Source organism: Herbiconiux sp. 320_LB (assembly GCF_059691755.1).
Genome location: NZ_JCAWAD010000006.1, coordinates 40804 through 59329 on the forward strand (window position 1 = coordinate 40804; position 18526 = coordinate 59329).

Annotated in this window: 13 protein-coding genes; all 13 read left to right on the plus strand. The window is 72.9% G+C overall.

Annotated elements, in window-relative coordinates; translation table 11 throughout:
• The first annotated feature begins 17 nt into the window (after nucleotides 1-17).
• The 13 genes from AC59HU_RS15585 to AC59HU_RS15645 all read left to right on the plus strand — a co-directional run bounded on the left by AC59HU_RS15585 (nucleotide 18) and on the right by AC59HU_RS15645 (nucleotide 18485).
• Nucleotides 18-992: an AAA family ATPase gene (locus AC59HU_RS15585; RefSeq protein ID WP_497224339.1), complete on the plus strand. Its 975-nt coding sequence runs from the start codon at nucleotides 18-20 to the stop codon at nucleotides 990-992.
• Nucleotides 989-2284 carry a DUF58 domain-containing protein gene (locus tag AC59HU_RS15590; protein WP_497224340.1) on the plus strand — a complete coding sequence of 432 codons (1296 nt, stop codon included), beginning with the start codon at nucleotides 989-991 and terminating at the stop codon, nucleotides 2282-2284. The genes AC59HU_RS15585 and AC59HU_RS15590 overlap by 4 nt, the downstream gene beginning before the upstream one ends.
• Nucleotides 2284-4665 (plus strand): transglutaminase TgpA family protein, encoded by a 2382-nt coding sequence (locus tag AC59HU_RS15595; protein ID WP_497224341.1) that lies wholly within the window; start codon nucleotides 2284-2286, stop codon nucleotides 4663-4665. Before AC59HU_RS15590 ends, AC59HU_RS15595 begins: the two co-directional genes overlap by 1 nt.
• Complete coding sequence (locus AC59HU_RS15600; protein WP_497224342.1) at nucleotides 4662-6236, plus strand: RDD family protein; 1575 nt, start codon at nucleotides 4662-4664, stop codon at nucleotides 6234-6236. The genes AC59HU_RS15595 and AC59HU_RS15600 overlap by 4 nt, the downstream gene beginning before the upstream one ends.
• Nucleotides 6233-7099, plus strand: coding sequence for a PP2C family protein-serine/threonine phosphatase (locus tag AC59HU_RS15605; protein WP_497224343.1), 867 nt, complete (start codon nucleotides 6233-6235; stop codon nucleotides 7097-7099). Before AC59HU_RS15600 ends, AC59HU_RS15605 begins: the two co-directional genes overlap by 4 nt.
• 1 nt (nucleotide 7100) lies before the next feature.
• A complete protein-coding gene (locus AC59HU_RS15610) occupies nucleotides 7101-8888 on the plus strand; it encodes an FHA domain-containing protein (RefSeq protein WP_497224344.1) in 1788 nt (595 codons plus the stop codon).
• Complete coding sequence (locus tag AC59HU_RS15615; RefSeq protein WP_497224345.1) at nucleotides 8885-10633, plus strand: serine/threonine-protein kinase; 1749 nt, start codon at nucleotides 8885-8887, stop codon at nucleotides 10631-10633. Before AC59HU_RS15610 ends, AC59HU_RS15615 begins: the two co-directional genes overlap by 4 nt.
• Nucleotides 10634-10649: 16 nt before the next feature.
• Nucleotides 10650-11390 (plus strand): FHA domain-containing protein, encoded by a 741-nt coding sequence (locus AC59HU_RS15620; protein WP_497224346.1) that lies wholly within the window; start codon nucleotides 10650-10652, stop codon nucleotides 11388-11390.
• Nucleotides 11391-11449: 59 nt separating this feature from the next.
• Nucleotides 11450-15913, plus strand: a complete 4464-nt coding sequence (locus tag AC59HU_RS15625; protein ID WP_497224347.1) for a type VII secretion EssC family protein — start codon at nucleotides 11450-11452, stop codon at nucleotides 15911-15913.
• Nucleotides 15914-16053: 140 nt separating this feature from the next.
• Nucleotides 16054-16320 (plus strand): WXG100 family type VII secretion target, encoded by a 267-nt coding sequence (locus AC59HU_RS15630; protein WP_497224348.1) that lies wholly within the window; start codon nucleotides 16054-16056, stop codon nucleotides 16318-16320.
• A 73-nt stretch (nucleotides 16321-16393) separates the two neighbouring features.
• Nucleotides 16394-17446, plus strand: a complete 1053-nt coding sequence (locus tag AC59HU_RS15635) for a WXG100 family type VII secretion target (protein WP_497224349.1) — start codon at nucleotides 16394-16396, stop codon at nucleotides 17444-17446.
• 55 nt (nucleotides 17447-17501) lie between these two features.
• Nucleotides 17502-17978 carry an LpqN/LpqT family lipoprotein gene (locus tag AC59HU_RS15640; RefSeq protein WP_497224350.1) on the plus strand — a complete coding sequence of 159 codons (477 nt, stop codon included), beginning with the start codon at nucleotides 17502-17504 and terminating at the stop codon, nucleotides 17976-17978.
• Nucleotides 17979-17987: 9 nt separating this feature from the next.
• On the plus strand, nucleotides 17988-18485 hold the full coding sequence (locus AC59HU_RS15645; protein WP_497224351.1) for a hypothetical protein: 498 nt from the start codon (nucleotides 17988-17990) through the stop codon (nucleotides 18483-18485).
• Nucleotides 18486-18526 lie beyond the last annotated feature (41 nt).

Genomic DNA, 18526 nt, shown 5'->3' on the forward strand with positions numbered 1-18526 from the left:
CACCCGAGAGGCAAGCGATGACAATGACCCCCGAGCAGGCGACCTGGTTCGCCGGCACCTTCGACCGGCTCGTGCAGAACGTCGGCCTCGCCGTCCTCGGCAAGGACCACGTGGTGCGGCTGACGATGATGGCGATGATCTCCGAGGGCCACGTGCTGCTCGAGGATGCTCCGGGAACGGGCAAGACCAGCCTCGCGAAGGCGATCGCGGCGACCGTGCAGGGCACGCACCAGCGCATCCAGTTCACGCCCGACCTGCTGCCCTCCGACGTCACCGGCGTCACGATCTACGACCAGGACACCCGGAAGTTCGACTTCCACAAGGGCCCGATCTTCGCGTCGATCGTGCTGGCGGACGAGATCAACCGGGCGAGCCCGAAGACCCAGTCGGCCCTCCTGGAGGTCATGGAGGAGTCCCGCGTCTCGGTCGACGGCGTCGCCCACGAGGTGGGTCGCCCGTTCCTCGTGATCGCGACCCAGAACCCGATCGAGCAGGCCGGCACCTACCGCCTGCCCGAGGCGCAGCTGGACCGCTTCCTGATCAAGACCAGCATCGGCTACCCCGACCTGGCCTCGGCCGAGCAGATCCTCGCCGGCTCCGCGAACCGCAACCCCTCGTCGGCGCTGTCGCCCGTGATCACGACCTCGGCCGTGGCCGACATGGCCGATCTGGCCGCGACCGTGCACGTCGACCCGGCCATCCTGCGCTACACCGCGCAGCTGGCCGAGGAGACCCGCTCGGCTCCTGAGTCGCGCCTGGGCGTCTCGGTGCGTGGCGCCATGGCGCTGATCCGCGCCGCGAAGGTCTGGGCCGCGTCGCAGGGCCGCCACTACGTGCTCCCCGACGACATCCGCGAACTGGCCGGCCCGGTCTGGACCCACCGGTTCGTGCTCGACGCCGAGGCCGAGTTCTCCGGCGCCACCGCCGAGGGCGTGCTCGCGCGCGTGCTGGCCGACGTCGCGGCTCCGCAGTCGAGGCAACCCGCTGCATGAGCCGGGTCGAGGAGAGGATGCGCGCGGTCACCCGCACCGCACCGGTGCGCTGGGTGTCCGAGAAGGGCTGGCCCGTCGTCGCCGACGGCGCCGGCACGGCCTGGAAGACGGTCTGGGGGGTCGCCGGCCCGGTCGTGCTCACCGTGTCGGGCTTCGGCTGGGCGGTGCTCGCGACCACGATCGCCGCGATCGTCGCCGGAGCCGTGCTCGGCTGGCGTGAACTGCTGGTCGTCGGCTTCGCGCTGCTGGCCGCGCTCGTCATCGCCGTGGGCTTCGCGATCGGCCGCTCGGCCTACGCGGTGCGCCTGGACCTCGCCCTCAACCGGGTCGTCGTCGGCGAGCGCGCCGTCGGGCGCATCGCGGTCACCAACACCTCCACGCGCTCCCTCCTCCCCGCCCGCATCGAGCTGCCGGTCGGCTCCTCCTACGCCTCGTTCCACCTGCCGCGCCTGGCGCCGCAGGCCGAGCACGACGACCTCTTCGGCATCCCCACCCACCGCCGCGCGGTCATCGTGGTCGGACCGGTGCGCTCGGTGCGGGGCGATCCGCTCGGCCTGATGCGGCGCGAGATCCTCTGGACCGACCCGACCGACCTCTACGTGCATCCGAAGACCATCTCCCTCGGCGGCTCCTCCTCGGGCTTCCTGCGCGACCTCGAGGGCGTGGAGAGCCGGGTGCTCTCCGACAACGACGTCTCGTTCCACGCGCTCCGCGAGTACGTCCCCGGCGACGACCGCCGGTACATCCACTGGAAGACCTCGGCCCGCACCGGCAAGCTCATGGTGCGCCAGTTCGAGGAGACCCGGCGCTCGCACCTCGCGATCGCCCTCTCGACGAACCGCTCCGACTACGCCGAGGGCGAGGCCGGAGAGGCCGAGTTCGAGCTCGCCGTCTCGGTCTGCGGCTCGCTCGGCGTGCAGGCGCTGATCGAGGAACGCGACCTCACGGTGCTGAGCCAGACCGCCACCTTCCACACCGAGACCGGCCGGTTGCTGCTGGACGACCTCTCCGGCGTCGAGCAGACCGACCGCCGCGAGACCGTGGTGCAGCTCGCGAAGACCACGGGAGCCGCGGTGCCCCAGGCCTCGGTCGCGTTCCTGCTCTTCGGCAGCGCCGTCACCCCGACGCAGCTGCAGGCCGCCAGCGTGCACATCCCGCTCGGCGTCCGCGTGATCGCGATCGCGTCCAAGCCCGGAGCCGCCCTCTCGCTCCGCCAGCTCGGCGACATCGCCCTGCTCACGATCGGCGAGCTCTCCGAGCTCCCCCTGGCCCTCCGGAGGGCGAACAGCTGATGAGCACCCCTCTGCTCCCACCCCTTCCCGCCGGTTCGCGCCCGCTCTGGGCCGTCGCCACCGACGCCCTCGTGCTGGCCGTGCTGATGTTCGTCTCGGTGCTGAGCCTCGGCCCCGCCTTCGGCGGCGTCGGCTACCTGATCGCCGCGATCGGCGGCATCGTGCTCGGCAGCCTGATCGGGCTGGCCGGATGGCGCCTGTCGTGGAACATCGTCGTCATCGCCGCCGTCACGATCGTGGTCTACCTGCTGTTCGGCGGCGCGCTGGCCGCGCCCGGCACCACGATCATCGGCGTCATCCCGACCTTCGACACGCTCCGCACCCTCGTGCTCGGGATCGTCTTCTCCTGGAAGGACGTACTCACCCTGGTCACGCCTGTCGGCCAGTTCGACGGCGTGCTCGTGGTTCCGTTCCTGGCGTCGCTCCTGACCGCGGTGCTCGCGACGAGCTTCGCCACCCGGTTCCGCCGGCAGCGGGTGCTCTGGGCGCTCGTGCCGGTGCTCGCCCTGTTCGTCACGGCCATCGCCTTCGGCACCCGCGAGGCGGCCTTCCCGCTGGTGCAGGGCATCCTGGTCGCGGGCATCGGGCTCGCCTGGGCCGCCTGGCGCCGGCACGAGGCCCGCGTGGCCGCCGCCGCCGGCACCTCGCTCGCGTCCTCCTCCTCGAGCATCGACCCCGAGACCGCCCGGCGGCTGCGGACGACGCGGCTCGCGACCGCGGCCGGTCTGGTCGTCGCCTCGCTCGGGGTGGGCCTGGTCACCGGCGGCATCCTGGTGCCGGCCTCGGCGCGCGAGGTCATCCGCGACCAGATCGTGCCCCCGCTCGACCTCCACGACTACGCGAGCCCGCTCGTCGGCTTCCGCAGCTACGTGCGCGACCACAAGGACGACACGCTCTTCACCGTCACGGGTCTCCCGCAGGGTGCCCGCGTGCGGCTGGCGACGCTCGACACCTACGACGGCATCGTCTACAACGTCGCCGGTGACGGCTCGGCCGGTTCGGGCACCTTCGTGCGGGTCGCGAACGAGATCTCGAACCCGACGACCGGCACCCCCGCGACCCTGGACTTCACCATCACCGACCTGAACGGTGTGTGGATGCCGGATGCCGGCTACATCGACTCGGTCTCCTTCGCCGGCGACCGCGCCGACGAGCTCAGCGGGGCCCTGCACTACAACACCGCGACCGGCGTCGCCCTGGACACGCTCGGTGTGGAGCCGGGCGACTCCTACTCGATGGACGTCGTCATCCCGCCCACCTTCAACGACGAGCAGCTCTCGAACCGGCCGATCAGCAAGATCGCCCTGCCCCGGGCCACCGGCGTGCCGGACGCCGTCGCCGCCCTGGCCACCGAGTACCTCGGCGAGGCCGACACCCCGATCGAGGAGGTGCGGAACCTCGCCAACGGGCTGAGCCAGAACGGCTTCTTCAGCCACGGCCTCGAGGGCGAGGCGGTCTCCCGTGCCGGGCACGGCGCCGAACGCATCGCCGCCCTCGTCTCGGCCGACCAGATGGTGGGCGACGACGAGCAGTACGCCGTGGCGATGGCCCTGATGGCGCGCTCGGTCGGCATCCCGGCCCGCGTGGTGATGGGCTTCTACCCCAAGGACTACGCCGGTCAGGACGCGGTTCAGGACCTCACGGGCGACGACCTGCACGCCTGGGTCGAGGTGCCGTTCGAAGGGGCCGGCTGGGTCGCGTTCGACCCCACGCCCCCCGAGGACCAGATCCCGCTGGAGGAGGCCCCGAAGCCGAAGTCGGACCCCAAGGCCCAGGTGCTGCAGCCGCCGCCCCCGCCGCAGGCGCCCGCGGAGCTGCCGCCGGACATCCGCACCGAGGACACCCAGCAGGACGAGGTGAAGAACGACGGCTTCGACTTCGGCGCCCTGCTGCTGATCGGCGGCGGCATCCTGCTGCTCCTGGTGATCGTGTTCGGCCCGCTGCTCGTGATCGCGCTGCTGAAGCTGCGGCGCCGGAAACGGCGCCGGCTCGCCGAACGCCCGGCCGACCGCGTGAGCGGGGGCTGGGACGAGATCGTGGACCGCGCCGGCGACCTCGGCACCCCGGTGCCTCGCGGGTCGACGCGGCGCGACAACGCCGCGGTGCTGGCCGCCGCCTACCCGGCCGCCCCCGTGCTCGAGGTCGCGACGAAGGCCGACACGGGCGTGTTCGGCCCGGGCGACCCGAGCGAGCAGGAGATCGACGAGTACTGGACCGAGGTCGACGTCGTCGTGGCGCAGATGACGAAGTCGCGCTCCTGGTGGCAGCGGGTCCGGGCAGGATGGTCGGTGCGGTCGTTCTTCCGGCGATCGGGCAACGGGCGATCGGGCAACCGGCGCCGCGTCGGATCGGATCCGGCGGGACGAGGGAGAGATCGATGACGGATTCCACGTACCCCTGCGTGCAGTGCGGCTCCCCCGTGCCGCGCAACGCGCAGTTCTGCCTGGTCTGCGGCACCCCCGCCTCCACCCGCAGTCAGTCGGCCGCCCTCGGCACCGTCGCCGGATCGGCCCCCGCGGCCGGCCACGGGTCGGGCTCGGGCACCGCGACCGGGGCGTCGTGGAAGCCGGCCCCCGCCGTCACCCCGATCCGGCGCAGCGAGCTGATCCGCGCCAACTACGGCCGACGGGTCTTCGCGTTCCTCCTCGACAGCGTCTTCAACGGCGCGCTCTGGCTCCTGATCGTGCTTCCGCTGACGGCCGTCGGCGCCATCCGGCTGCAGGTCACCGCCGGGGTCGTCTCGACCTCGGGGCTGAGCGCGGTGCTGCTGCTCGTGGCCGGGCTGCTCTACCCGCTCGCGAACCTGTTCCTCCAGTCGTTCCTCGGCTTCTCGCCCGGCAAGGCCATCATGGGCCTCAGGATCGTGCGGTTCGAGACGCTCACCCGCCCGGGCCTGGGCCGGATGCTGCTGCGCGGCCTGATCGTCTGGGCCGCCTCGCTCGTCTTCGGCATCGGCCAGCTCGTGGTCTGGCTCTCCCCGCTCTGGGACGCGACCGGGCTCAGCCGCGGCTGGCACGACAAGGTCGCGGGCACCTGGGTCATCGACGTGAAGGCGGGCCCGAACCCGCTGACCGCGGCGCCGGGGCAGGTCGTCGTGGATGCGCCGCCGACGCGCGAGGCCGCGACCGGCCGAGCGGGTGGCGGGGCCGGTGGAGACGGGAGCGGTGCCGGGGGCGACGGGCAGTACGCCGGGCCGCCGGTTCCCGGCGCGTACCTCACGGCGGGGCAGGGCTCCGGGCCGTTCTCCGGGGTCGTGGCGCCGGCTCCGGCCGGGGCTCCGGCTCCCGGCGGGCCTCCGGCTCCGATCGGCGCTCCGGTGGGTGCCCCGGCCGGAGATGCACCGGGCCAGGCCGCGCCGCCGGCCCCTCCCGCGGCCGCGCCCGCACCGGCGTTCGGCCCGCCGCCCGGCGGTGCGCCCGCTCCCCTGCCGCCGCTCGCCGAGCCGATCTCGATGATCCCCGGGTTCTCCGCGCCGGTGATCACGCCGGCCGAGCTCGCGGGCGCCGAGGCCGGCTCTCCGGTCGGGACCGGTGCTGTCGGGGCCGGTGCCGCTGAGGTCACTGACGCCGACGCCGAGAGCACCCGGTTGTCGACGCCCGGGCCGGCGGTGCTGCCCCCCGGCACCACCGCGTTCCGCCTCGACTCCGGTCAGGTCGTGCCGATCACCGGGCACGGCGTGCTCGGCCGCGCCCCGGTCTCCCCGGCGAACGACCCCGCCGACCTCCTGTTCACCCTCCCCGGCGACACCCTGTCGATCTCGAAGACCCACCTCGAGTTCGGCCTCGACGCCGGTCGGGTCTGGGTGAGCGACCGCGGCTCAACGAACGGCTCCGTGCTGCTGCGCGGCGACGGCGTCGAACTGCCGCTGCTGCCCGGGCAGCGGTTCACGGTCGCCCGCGGCGACCGCATCCGGGTCGGCGCACGCCTCCTCACCGTCGAGGGCGGCGCATGAGCGGCGAGGCGGCCGACGGCGTGCGCTACGCCGACCTCCGGCTGAGCGTCGGCACCGAGACGCACACCGGGCTCCGTCGTCGCGCCAACGAGGACGCGTTCTTCGCGGCGCCCCCGATCTTCCTGGTGGCCGACGGCATGGGCGGGCACGAGGCCGGCGAGGTCGCGAGCGCTCTCGCCGTCGAGGCCTTCGCCAGCCTCGAGGGCCCGGGATCGCTCGAACCGAGCGACGTGCGCGCCGCCTTCGACCGCGCGTACACGGCGATCACCGAGCTCGCGCACGCCGGCCCGCGGCGGGCCGGGACGACGGTGTCGGGTGTCGCGGTGGCGCAGCAGGACGGGCGCGCCTACTGGCTGGTCTTCAACCTCGGCGACTCGCGCACCTACCGCTGGGCCGCGGGTGAGCTCGAGCAGATCAGCGTCGACCACTCGGTGGTGCAGGAGCTCCTCGACGAGGGCGAGCTCGATCGCGCGGCCGCCGCGACGCATCCGGGCCGCAACGTCATCACCCGGGCGCTGGGCGCCGGCGGGCAGTACCAGCCCGACTACTGGCTGGTGCCGATCGAGCCGGGCGACCGCATCCTGATCTGCTCGGACGGCGTCTCGGGCGAGATCGACGACGAGGTCATCGCCCACGTGCTCGACGACGAGCGGCGGGCCCAGGATGCGGCGACCCGGCTCGTGCACGAGGGCCTGCTGCGCGGGGGCCGGGACAACCTGACGGCGGTCGTGATCGACGCGTTCGACTCGGTCTCGGCCGAGCACGCGGCGAGCGGGCCGGCCGGAGACGACAGACGGGACGACGCCCGGGACGACGAGGACACCATTCCCCGCGGACCGGTCGAAGTCGGCGGAAGGAACTGAGATGACCGCTGTGCGCTACACGCCCGGAACCTGGCGGGCCGTGGTCTCGCCGCTCGGCGCGGCCGTGCTCCCCGAGAGCGTCGACTCCGCCCTGCTCGACCGGATCCGGGCCGCGCTCGACGAGGGCCAGGGGCTGGGGGCCGTGCTGGAGTCGCTGGCCGGATCCTTCGGGACCAGCCTGAGCGCGCTGCCGCCCTTCGCGGTGGCGACGGTCGCCGAGAACGGCGGGCTGCGGCTGGCCGTGCGGGGCGAGCCCTCGATCGATCTCCTCGACGCCGACGGCACCACCGTCTCGGTCTCGGGCGCCGACGTCACCACGTGGAACGAGCGCGCGGTCTCGCAGCCCCGCCGCGCCACGGTGCGCACCCCGGGCGGGCCCGCAGGTGCCGAGATCCCCGGCGGCGAGTGGTTCGGCATCACCGCCGGCGTCGTGCTGTGCGCGGCCCTCGACCTCGTGCTCGACGCCGCTCCCGGCGCCATATCGGTCCCGTCGGCGGCCTCAACCGCTGCGGATGCGGAGGCGGAACCCTTCGCGGCACCCGCGGCACGCTCCGACGAGCCCCTGTCGTCTCCCGCGGAGCCGGCCCCGGTGGCGGCGACCGAGCACGTCTCGGCCGGGATCCCGGAGGCGACCCTGCTCCCGGACGCCGTCGCGGACCAGGCCGCCGTCGCACCGGCAGCCGAGGATCAGGCCGCCGTGGCGCAGGCCGACGAGGGTCAGGTCGCCGTGGCACCGGCCGCCGCGGCGCCGGCCACAGAGGCACCGGCCGCCGAGGAGGCCGTCTCGCCTGGCACCGAAGAGCGTGCCGCCGAGGAGCCCACCGCCGGAGACGCCCCTGCGGAACCCCAGGCCCCCCAAGAACCGGCGGTCGAACCCGAGACCCCGCTCGGCGACATCGAGTACACGCAGACCGAGCTGCCCGACGACGCCTACGACCACCTCTGGGGCGCGACCATCGTGAAGTCGGTCGAGGATGCGGCCGTCCGCGACCTCGACGACGAGGACGAGACCGAGTCCGGGGCCGCAGCCGCCGGCAGTTCCTCCTCCCCGTCGGACCCCCACTCCGCGAGCCGCCCCTCGCCGGAGGCGCCGGCGGCCCCCGCGGCACCCGCGGCACCCGCAGCGTCCGCGATCCCTCCAGCAGCGCCCGCGCTGCCCGTGCAGACCGGCGGACTGATCGACAGCGTGCCGGGCTTCGGCACGCTCGGCGCCGCGTCGGGCAGCGAGAGCCTCACCGGCCACACCGTGCCGCCGATGAACGCAGCGGCAGCCGCAGCCTCGGCCACCCCCGCCTCCGCGCCTCCCGAAGCGGCGGGATCCGCGGCCCCCGACACCGATCACGACGGCCTCACCATCTCGGTCTCCGAGCTCGACGCCATGCGCCGCCTCGAGTCGGCCGCCGGCCCCGCCGCGACGACCGGCTCGGGCCCCGCCGGCGCGGGCGGCTCCCTCGGCCGCGTGCTGCTCTCGACCGGCGAGCGCTACGAGCTCGACCGGCCGATCATCATCGGCCGCCGCCCCCGGGTCAACCGGGTGCAGGCCGACCAGGTGCCCGTGCTGGTCACCGTCGCCAGCCCCGAGCAGGACATCTCGCGCAACCACCTCGAGGTGCGCCTCGAGGGTCGGCACGTGCTGGTGGTCGATCTCGCGACCACGAACGGCTCGGTGCTGCACCGCGACGGTTCGCCGCCCCTCCGCCTCGGCCCGAACGAGCCCGTGCTCGTGCTCTCCGGCGACGTCGTCGACCTGGGCGAGGGTGTCACCGTGACCTTCGAGGAGATCCGATGAACGCCCGCCGGCCCCCGTCCGCGCCGCCGGACATCCCGGGCTTCTCCTACCTGCAGCTGCTCGGCTCGGGCGGGTTCGCCGACGTCTTCCTCTACGAGCAGCGGATGCCGCGCCGTCGCGTTGCGATCAAGGTCCTGCTCTCCGAGGCCCTCACCGAGGGTGCGCGCGAGAGCTTCGACGCCGAGGCCAACCTGATGGCGCAACTGTCCACGCATCCCTCGATCGTCACGATCTACCAGGCCGACATCGCCGGAGACGGCCGGCCGTACCTCGCGATGGAGTACTGCCCGAAGCCCAACCTCGGTGCGCGCTACCGCCGGGAGAAGATCAGCGTCGCCGAGGCGCTCCGGATCGGCATCCAGGTGGCCGGCGCGGTCGAGACCTCGCACCGCGCGGGGATCCTGCACCGCGACATCAAGCCGGCCAATATTCTCGTGACGGAATACAACCGACCCGCCCTCACCGACTTCGGCATCTCGGTCGCCCTGGTGGGCGGCGGCGAGCAGGAGTCGGTCGGGATGTCGATCCCCTGGTCGCCCCCGGAGGTCTTCGGCTCCGAACCCTCCAGCGGCACCGGCGCCGACATCTACTCCCTCGGCGCCACGGTCTACACGATCCTCGCCGGCCGCTCGCCGTTCGAGGTCGCCGGCGGTTCCAACTCCGGGCTCGACCTGATCGCCCGCATCCAGGGTTCGACCCTGCAGCCCACGGGCCGCGCCGACGTGCCCGCCTCGCTCGAGGAGGTGCTGGCGACCTCGATGGCGAAGGACGAGCGGGCGCGCTACTCCTCGGCCCTCGAATTCGCCCGGGCGCTGCAGAAGGTGCAGCTCGAGCTCAGCCTCTCGGTCACGCCCGCCGACGTGCTCGACGACCAGCTGCCCACCGACGACCTCGAGGAGGAGGACGACGGCAACACCCGCATCCGCGGGATCGTCACGATCGACCCGACCGGTCCGGCTCCCGGCCGTACCTCCCCGGCCGGCGGGAGCCGCGCGCCGAGCTTCTCGACTCCCCCGGCACCCGCACCGGTCACCTCGCGCGGCGGCGCGCCGGCCGGGGGTGCCCTCCCCGACGTGGTCGAGCGCACGCAGCGGCGGGGCGCGGCCCCGACCGCACCGCCGGTGGGCCCGGGTGCCGCCCCCGGAGCAGCCCCGTACGGCTCTCCCGCCTCGACGCCCGCCGGCGTCCCCGCCCCAGCCCGCGGCCAGGGTCAGGGACCCCGCGGCCGCACATTCACCGTCGACGCCCCTCCGGTCGAGCAGACCGTGCAGCGCGCCCCCACCGGGCCCGACTCCGGCGACCTGCCCGCCGCATCCTCGTCGCGCCGCCGTCTGCTGCCCTACCTGCTCGGCGGCGGGGCCCTCGTGGTCGTCATCGCCGTCGGCGCGATCGTCTTCGCCCTGAACGGCGGCGCGGGGAGCCCTGCGCAGCAGGACGCGACCGAGACCGACAGCCCCGTCGACCAGATCCAGATCACCAACTCAACGGTCGCGGGCCCGAGCGCCGTCACCGGCGCCGTGGGAGCCGACGGCAACGCCGTGTTCACCTGGGACAACCCGGCGCCCGAGCCGGGCGACACCTTCCGCTGGGCCCTCGTCACCCCGGGCGCGACCAACCAGGCGGTGCGGATCGACCAGCCGACCGTGACCGTGCCGACCGGGGGCGCCGCCTCGGTCTGCATCGAGGTCAGCGTCGTACGCAGCGACGGCAAGGGCTCCGAGCCGACGATCGGCTGCACGCCATGACGAACGGATGCACGGCATGACCATTGACCAGACCGCCCCCACGGCGGCCCACCACTCCGACGCCAGCGTCGAGTTCTGCGGCGAGTGGTTCCCGCTCGACCGCGAGAAGCCCTTTGAGATCGGCCGCGACGCGGATCTCGACATCGACGACAACCAGTACCTGCACCGCCGCTTCCTCCAGATCGCGAACGTCGACGGCATGTGGTGGCTCTCGAACGTCGGCTCGCGCCTGTCGGCCACCGTGTCGGACGCCTCGCGCACGATGCAGGCCTGGCTCGCACCGGGCGCGCGGATGCCGATCGTCTTCGGCCTCACCACCGTCGTGTTCACGGCGGGCCCGACCAGCTACGAGTTCACCGTGCACACCTCGGCCCCCACCTTCGTCGATGCCAGCCCCGCGCCCAGCGGCAGCGGGGCGACCACCGTCGGCGCGGTGAGCTTCACCGCCTCGCAGAAGCTGCTCATCCTCGCCCTCGCCGAGACCATGCTGCGGCGCGACGGCACGGGCACCAGTGAGATCCCCTCCTCCCAGGCCGCGGCCGAGCGGCTCGGCTGGGCCCTCAGCCGGTTCAACCGCAAGCTCGACAACGTCTGCGACAAGCTCAGCCGCACCGGGGTCGAAGGCCTCCGCGGCGGGGTGGGCGCGCTGGCGACGAACCGACGTGCCCGGCTGGTCGAGTACGCCGTGCTCTCGCGTCTGGTCACGAAGGCCGACCTGCCCTTGCTCGACGAACCGCACGACGACGGAGCCGAATGACCGCGTCCCCGGGCCGCCGGCCCGCCCCGACTCCCCCACCGATCGACAGGTAGTACCGGATGCGCATCAAAGCCACCCTCCGCCGCCCCGGCGGCAGCACCAGCAACCTGGTGATCACCGCCGACGCCACGGCGAGCGTCGGTGACATCGCCGACGCGATCTACGTCGCCGACCCGCAGCGCTCCGGCGAATCACCGAGCCAGCGGCTGACCCTGCAGATCAGCGCCTCCACGGGCGAGCAGCGCGTGGCCGACCCGGCCTCGAATCTGCTCGACGCGGGCGTGCGCTCCGGGTCGGTGCTCGACCTGGTGCAGGCCAGCGACGGCTACGTCGCGCCCGGTTCGGCGGGCCCCGCCGCAGCGACGCTGCGGGTGCTCAGCGGGCCGGATGCGGGAGCCGAGTTCCCGCTCCCCTTCGGCTCGAGCTACATCGGCCGCGAGCGCGGGATCGACGTGCGCCTGTCGGACAGCCTGGTCTCCAAGCGCCACGCCCGCATCAACATCGGCGAGCAGGTCGAGATCATCGACATGAAGTCGGCGAACGGCCTCCTGATGGGCGGCGAGCAGGTCTCCCGCACCGCGCTGACCTCGGCCGACGTCGTCGTGCTCGGCGACACCGCGATCTGCGTGGTGCCGCTGCAGCGACTGGGCGGGGCGGCTCCGTCGACCCCGGTGATCGAGTTCAACCGCTCGCCGCGGGTGATCGCACGCTACCCGGGCGACGAGTACCCCGCGCCCACCCCGCCGAAGAAGCCGACCCCGCTGCGCTTCCCGATCGTGGCCCTGATCGCCCCGCTGATCATGGGTCCGGTGCTGTTCCTGGCCACCGGGTCGCCGCTCAGCCTGATCTTCATCGCCCTGAGCCCGATCCTGATGATCGGCACCTGGGTCGACCACAAGCTCCAGACCCGCGGTCAGCTGCGGGATGCGATCAAGCAGTTCACCGAGTCGCTCGACGCCTTCGTCACCTCGATGCACGAGAAGCAGCGGGTGCAGCGCGCGGTGCGGGTCTCCGAGGCCCCGCCGGTGTCGGCGACCATCGACGCGGTGCAGCGGCTCGGCCAGCTGATGTGGACGAACCGGCCCGAGCATCCGACCTTCCTCACCGCGCGGCTCGGGCTCGGCACCGCGCCCAGCCGCGACGTCGTCACCACGCCGAACGAGAACGACGCGCTGCCGGAGTACTACGCCCAGGTCGAGGAGGTCGCCGACCGGTTCTCGCGGATCGACGGCGTGCCGATCGTGGTGGAGTTCCGCCGGGCCGGCGCCCTCGGGGTGGCCGGCGGTGCGACCGAGCGTCAGGGAGTGGCCCGCGGCATCCTGACCCAGCTCGTGGGGCTGCACTCGCCCGCCGAGCTCGTGGTCTGCGCGCTCGTGTCGCCGACCTCCCGGGCGACCTGGGAGTGGCTGGAATGGCTGCCCCACACCTCGTCGCCGCACAGCCCGCTCGCCGGCGACCACCTCGCCGACAACCCCGGCAGCGGCGCCTCGCTGCTCGCCCGCATCGAGGAGCTGATCGACGCCCGCACCGCAGGGGCGCCGAGCCCCCGCGGCCCGATGGAATCCCCCAAGGCGAAGGCCGGCGGCCGGGCGGGAGCCGAGGGCGAAGAGCTCCTGCACCCGATCACCCCGTCGGTGCTGCTCGTGATCGAGGACGACACGCCGCTGGATCGCGGCCGCCTCACCCGGATCGTCGAGCGCGGGGCCGACGCGAACGTGCACGTGGTCTGGTCGGCGCCCTCGATCGCCCACCTCCCGGCCGCCTGCCGCAGCTTCGTCAGCATCGACCAGGATCCCGCTGCCGGCACGGCCGGGCAGGTGCGGCTCGGCGAGCACACCTTCCCCCTCGAGTGCGAGACGGTCGACGCCGACACCGCCCACCGGCTGGCCCGCCAGCTGGCGCCGGTCGTCGACGTCGGGGCGCCGGTCGACGACGACTCCGACCTGCCGCGCCAGGTCTCCTACCTGTCGCTGGTCGGCAGCGAGCTCGCCGAGGTGCCCGAGGCGGTCATCGACCGCTGGCGCGAGAGCAACTCCATCGCCGTGAGGGACGGATCGCCGTTCCAGCGCCGCAAGCACGCCGGCTCGTTGCGCGCGCTCGTCGGGCACTCCGGCACCGAGCCGTTCTACCTCGACATCCGCAACCAGGGCCCGCACGCGCTGGTCGGCGGCACGACCGGTGCCGGCAAGAGCGAGTTCCTGCAGTCCTGGGTGCTCGGCATGGCCGCAGCGCACAGCCCCGACCGCGCCACCTTCCTGTTCATCGACTACAAGGGCGGGGCGGCCTTCGCCGACTGCGTCGCGCTGCCGCACACCGTGGGCCTGGTCACCGACCTGAGCCCGCACCTGGTGCGCCGGGCGCTGACCAGCCTCCGGGCCGAGCTGCGCTACCGCGAGCACCTGCTGAACCGCAAGAAGGCCAAGGACCTCGTCTCGCTCGAGAAGACGGGCGACCCCGACACCCCGCCGAGCCTGCTGATCGTCGTCGACGAGTTCGCGGCGCTCGTGCAGGAGGTGCCCGAGTTCGTCGACGGGGTCGTCGACGTCGCCCAGCGCGGCCGCTCGCTCGGGCTCCACCTGATCCTCGCCACCCAGCGCCCCGCCGGTGTCATCAAGGACAACCTGCGCGCCAACACCAACCTGCGCATCGCGCTCCGGATGGCCGACGCCGACGACTCCAGCGACATCCTCGGCGACCCGATGGCCGCCTACTTCGACCAGTCGATCCCGGGTCGTGGTGCCGCGAAGACCGGCCCGGGGCGGATCGCACCGTTCCAGACCGGGTACGCCGGAGGCTGGACGACGAACGAGCCCGCGCGCCCCCGGATCGACCTGACCGAGATGGACTTCGGCTCCGGCGCGACCTGGGACATCCCCGAGACCGAGACCCCGGAGTCGGTCGAGCAGGGGCCGAACGACATCGCCCGGCTGGTGTCGAGCATCCGCACCGCCGCCTCGATGGCGAACATCCCCGAGCCCCGCAAGCCCTGGCTCGACGAGCTGGCCGCGGTCTACGACTTCTCGCTGCTGCCGAACCCGCGCACCGACGAGCGACTGCTGCTCGGGGTGATCGACGACCCGGCCACCCAGAGCCAGCCGACCGTCTTCTACGAGCCCGACCGCGACGGCAACATGGCCATCTACGGCACCGGCGGTTCCGGCAAGAGCGCGACCCTCCGCACGATCGCGGTCTCGGCCGCCGTCACCCCGCGGGGCGGCCCGGTGCACGTCTACGGCCTCGACTTCGGCTCGAGCGGTCTGACGATGCTGGAGGACCTCCCGCACGTCGGCGCGATCATCTCCGGCGACGACGAGGAGCGGGTCATCCGGCTGCTCAGGATGCTGCGCGACCTGGTCGACGACCGGTCGATCCGGTACTCGGCGGTGCGGGCCGGCTCGATCGGCGAGTACCGCCGGCTCGCCGGGGCGCCGGAGGAGCCGCGCATCCTCGTGCTGGTCGACGGCATCGGCGCGTTCCGCGACCAGTACGAGTTCGGCGGCCACTCGGCCTGGTTCACCACCTTCTCGCAGATCGCCACCGACGGCCGCGGCGTGGGCGTGCACATCGTGATCACCGGCGACCGCCCCAACTCGGTGCCCGCGTCGCTGGGCTCCACCATCCAGCGCCGGTTGATCCTCCGGATGGCGAACGAGGACGACTACTCGCTGGTCGGCGCCCCCAAGGACACGCTGAGCGCCGTCTCGCCCCCGGGCCGCGGCGTGATGGACGGCGACGAGGTGCAGGTCGCCGTGCTCGGCGCCGACTCCAACGTGGCGATCCAGGCCCGCGAGATCGCCAAGCTCGCCGAGGCGATGCAGCGGCAGGGCGTGGCGCCCGCGGCGCCCATCCTCACCCTCGGCGACGCGATCCCGCTCGGCACGCTTCCGGCCGTCTCCTCGGGCACCCCCGTCATCGGTGTGCGGGACGACACCCTCGGGCCGTTCTCGATCACGCCGAGCGGGGCCCTGCTGGTGGCCGGAACCGCCGGCAGCGGGCGCTCGACAGCCTTGGCGACGATCGCGACCGCCCTGCGCCGGGCCGACCCCGGCATCCGGCTCGTGCACGTCTCGCCGCGCCGGACGAGCCTCACGCCCCTGCCGATCTGGAGCCTGTCGCTCTCGGACCCGGCGCAGATCTCCGCCTTCGCGGACGACGTGACGGCCCAGCTGGACGCCGAGACGCTGAGGCCGAGCCAGTTCGCGATCTTCGTCGAGAACGTCGGGGAGCTCAACGGCTCGCCGGCCGAGGCCGACGTCGACCGGCTCATCAAGCGCGCGCTCCGGGACGACGTGTTCGTCATCGGCGAGAGCGAGTCCTCGACCTGGTCGGCGGCCTGGACCCTCGCGGGGCCGTTCAAGAACTCCAAGCGCGGGCTGCTGCTCGTGCCGGGAGAGCTCGACGGGGACTCCCTGCTCGGCACCTCGCTCGGCCGGTTCAAGCGAGCGGATCTGCCGCCTGGCCGGGGATTCTTCATCCAGGGCGGGCGACTGACGAAGGTGCAGCTCGCCACCAGGGACGACTGACGGGAGGGGATGGGGAGCCATGGGTAGTTCTCCCCATCGACGTTCGTCGGAAGGCTCAATAGTGTCTTTCTCGTGAGGACGAACTCACGAGAAGTAGCGGAACCGGACAGCCCGGGCCGCGGAACGAAAAGGAGAGAACAATGGCCGTATGGGGTCTTGATGTCGAGCAGGTTCGCGGGCTCAGCAAGCAGCTCAACACGCAGTCGCAGCAGGTCCAGCAGATCCTGACCACGCTCACCAGCGCTCTCCAGAGCGTGCAGTGGACCGGTCCGGACGCCGAGGGCTTCCGCAACGAGTGGAACACCACGCACACCGCCGCCCTCAAGCAGGTCATCACCGCTCTCGAGGACGCGTCGCAGAAGGCGTCGAAGAACGCCAGCGACCAGGAGGCCACCTCCAACGCCTAGTCGGATCCGGCGGGGGCCCGACCGGGTCCCCGCCTTCCGTCGTCCCGTCCGATCCACGCGCTGAGAGGGAGCCATGCCTGGGGGATTCTATGGAGCGGATGTCGCCGCGCTCCGAAAACTGGCGAAGCAGTTCGAGACTGCCGCCGATCAACTGAACACGGTCACGTCCACCTTGACCTCCAGCGTCAACCAGACGCAGGCCTGGAAGGGTCCGGATGCGACGAGCTTCCGCGCCGACTGGAACGGGACGTACACCTCGCAGCTCAAGGCCGCGGTCAGCGCCCTCCAGGGCGGCAGCGGTGACCTCCTCAAGAACGCCGACGAGCAGGACGCGGCCTCGACCGACACCATGGGTGGCGGCGGGGGCGGAACCGGCTCCGGCGCGGGAGCGGGAGCAGGAGCCGGCGGTGCGGCCGGGACCGGCGGAAGCGGCGGTTCGTCCGGCTCCGGGGGCTCCTCGAGCGGATCGAGCAACGCGCACGGCTTCGAGGCGGACGGCTCGGCCTCCGCCGGAACCGAGACGGGCCCCACCTCTGCCAGTGCCAACGCGAACGCCCAATGGCAGTGGGGCGCCGGCGCCGACGCGCACGGCGAGTTCGACAACGGCACCGTCTCGGGCGAGGGCAACGCCGGCGCCTTCGTCGGCATCGACACCGACGCGGGCGCGAGCGCGGGCATCAGCCTCGACGGCGCGGAGGCCAACGCCTCGGCCAGCGCCATGGTGGGCGCCGAGGCCTCGGCCGACGGCTCCGTCTCGGTGCTGAACGGCCTGGCCGGTGCGGAAGGCAGCGCCTCCGCGATGGCCGGAGCCGAGGCGAGCGCCGAAGCCGGAGCCACGATCGGCCCCGACGGCATCGGTGCGAACGCCGGCTTCGACGCCTTCGCGGGCGCTCAGGCCGGAGTCGACGGCAGCGTCTCGGCGCTCGGCGTGACGGCGGGCGGCGGTGCCGAGGTCTACGCCGGCGTCGGAGCCCACGCCAACGTCGACGCGAGCATCTCGATGGACGAGGTCGGCGTGAGCGTCGACGTCGGAGCCGCGTTGGGCATCGGCGCGGGCGTCAACTTCGACGTCTCGTTCAGCCCGCAGGACGCGGTCGACTCCGTGGCCGACTTCTTCGGGTTCTGACCCGCATCCGCTCCCCCTCTTCCTCCCCGATCCTCAAAGCTGAAAGGCTGAACCCATGACTCACACGCTGACCTTCCCCGGCGATGCCGCTCCGGCGTTCCCGTCCGTCACCCTCACGCTGCCCGACGACTGGCAGGCGCTCTCGGTCTCCGGAGCGGTGCTCGCCGCCGGCAAGACCGTCGAGCAGGGCCAGTTCCGGCCGAACGTCGTCGTGGCCGTCTCCCGCTTCGGCTCCGACTACACGCTGCAGACGGCGATCGACGCCGTGGTCGCCCGCGTGGGGAGCATCCCGGGCGTCGTCGAACTCGGCCGCGAGGAGCTCGAGGTGCTCGGCGAGCCCGGGTTCCGCATCGAGTTCAGCTACCCCGACGAGCGCGTCGGCACCCTGATGCAGGGCGTGCGGGTCGCCGTGGTCGAGAACGGGCCGGTCACCGACCTGGTGCAGATCACGGTCACCGCGACGGGCGAGCAGGCCACCGAGCTCTGGGGCGAGCTGCGCGAGATCCAGGCGACTGCCACGACCGAGGCCTAGGTTCGGATCATGGCAGACAGCTTCGAACAGGCTCAGGCGCGCGTCCTCGCGCTCAACAGCGACGACCTCCCCTTCGTCTACCAGGCGGCGCCGTACGGCATCCAGGCCACCTGGAAGTACGCCGACGTGAAGTGGGCCGCACTCACGGCCGCCGGCACGATCGACGCCTCGTACGAGCTGAGGGTCACGCTCGACCCCGCCGAGTCGGCGTGGGAGTTCGACGAGACCGACACCCGCACCGAGTCGCGCCTGCGCAGCACCGGCGACGGCGGGATCAGCTTCGGCACCTCCACGTCGACGTTCAAGGGGCGCGAGAACAGGAAGAGCTTCTCGTTCGGCGTGGGCTCGGCGGCGCGCACCACCGACCGGCAGGGCACGCACGACGGCAACCTCTACGGGTACTCGTTCACGACCGACGAGATCAAGCAGCCGCTGATCGCGGCGCTCGAGCAGGGCGGCTGGGAGCCGAAGAAGAAGGGGTTCTTCGGAAAACTCTTCGGCGGCTGAGGCCGCCCTCGGTTGAGGGTCGGATGCAGCGGGTGTAACTT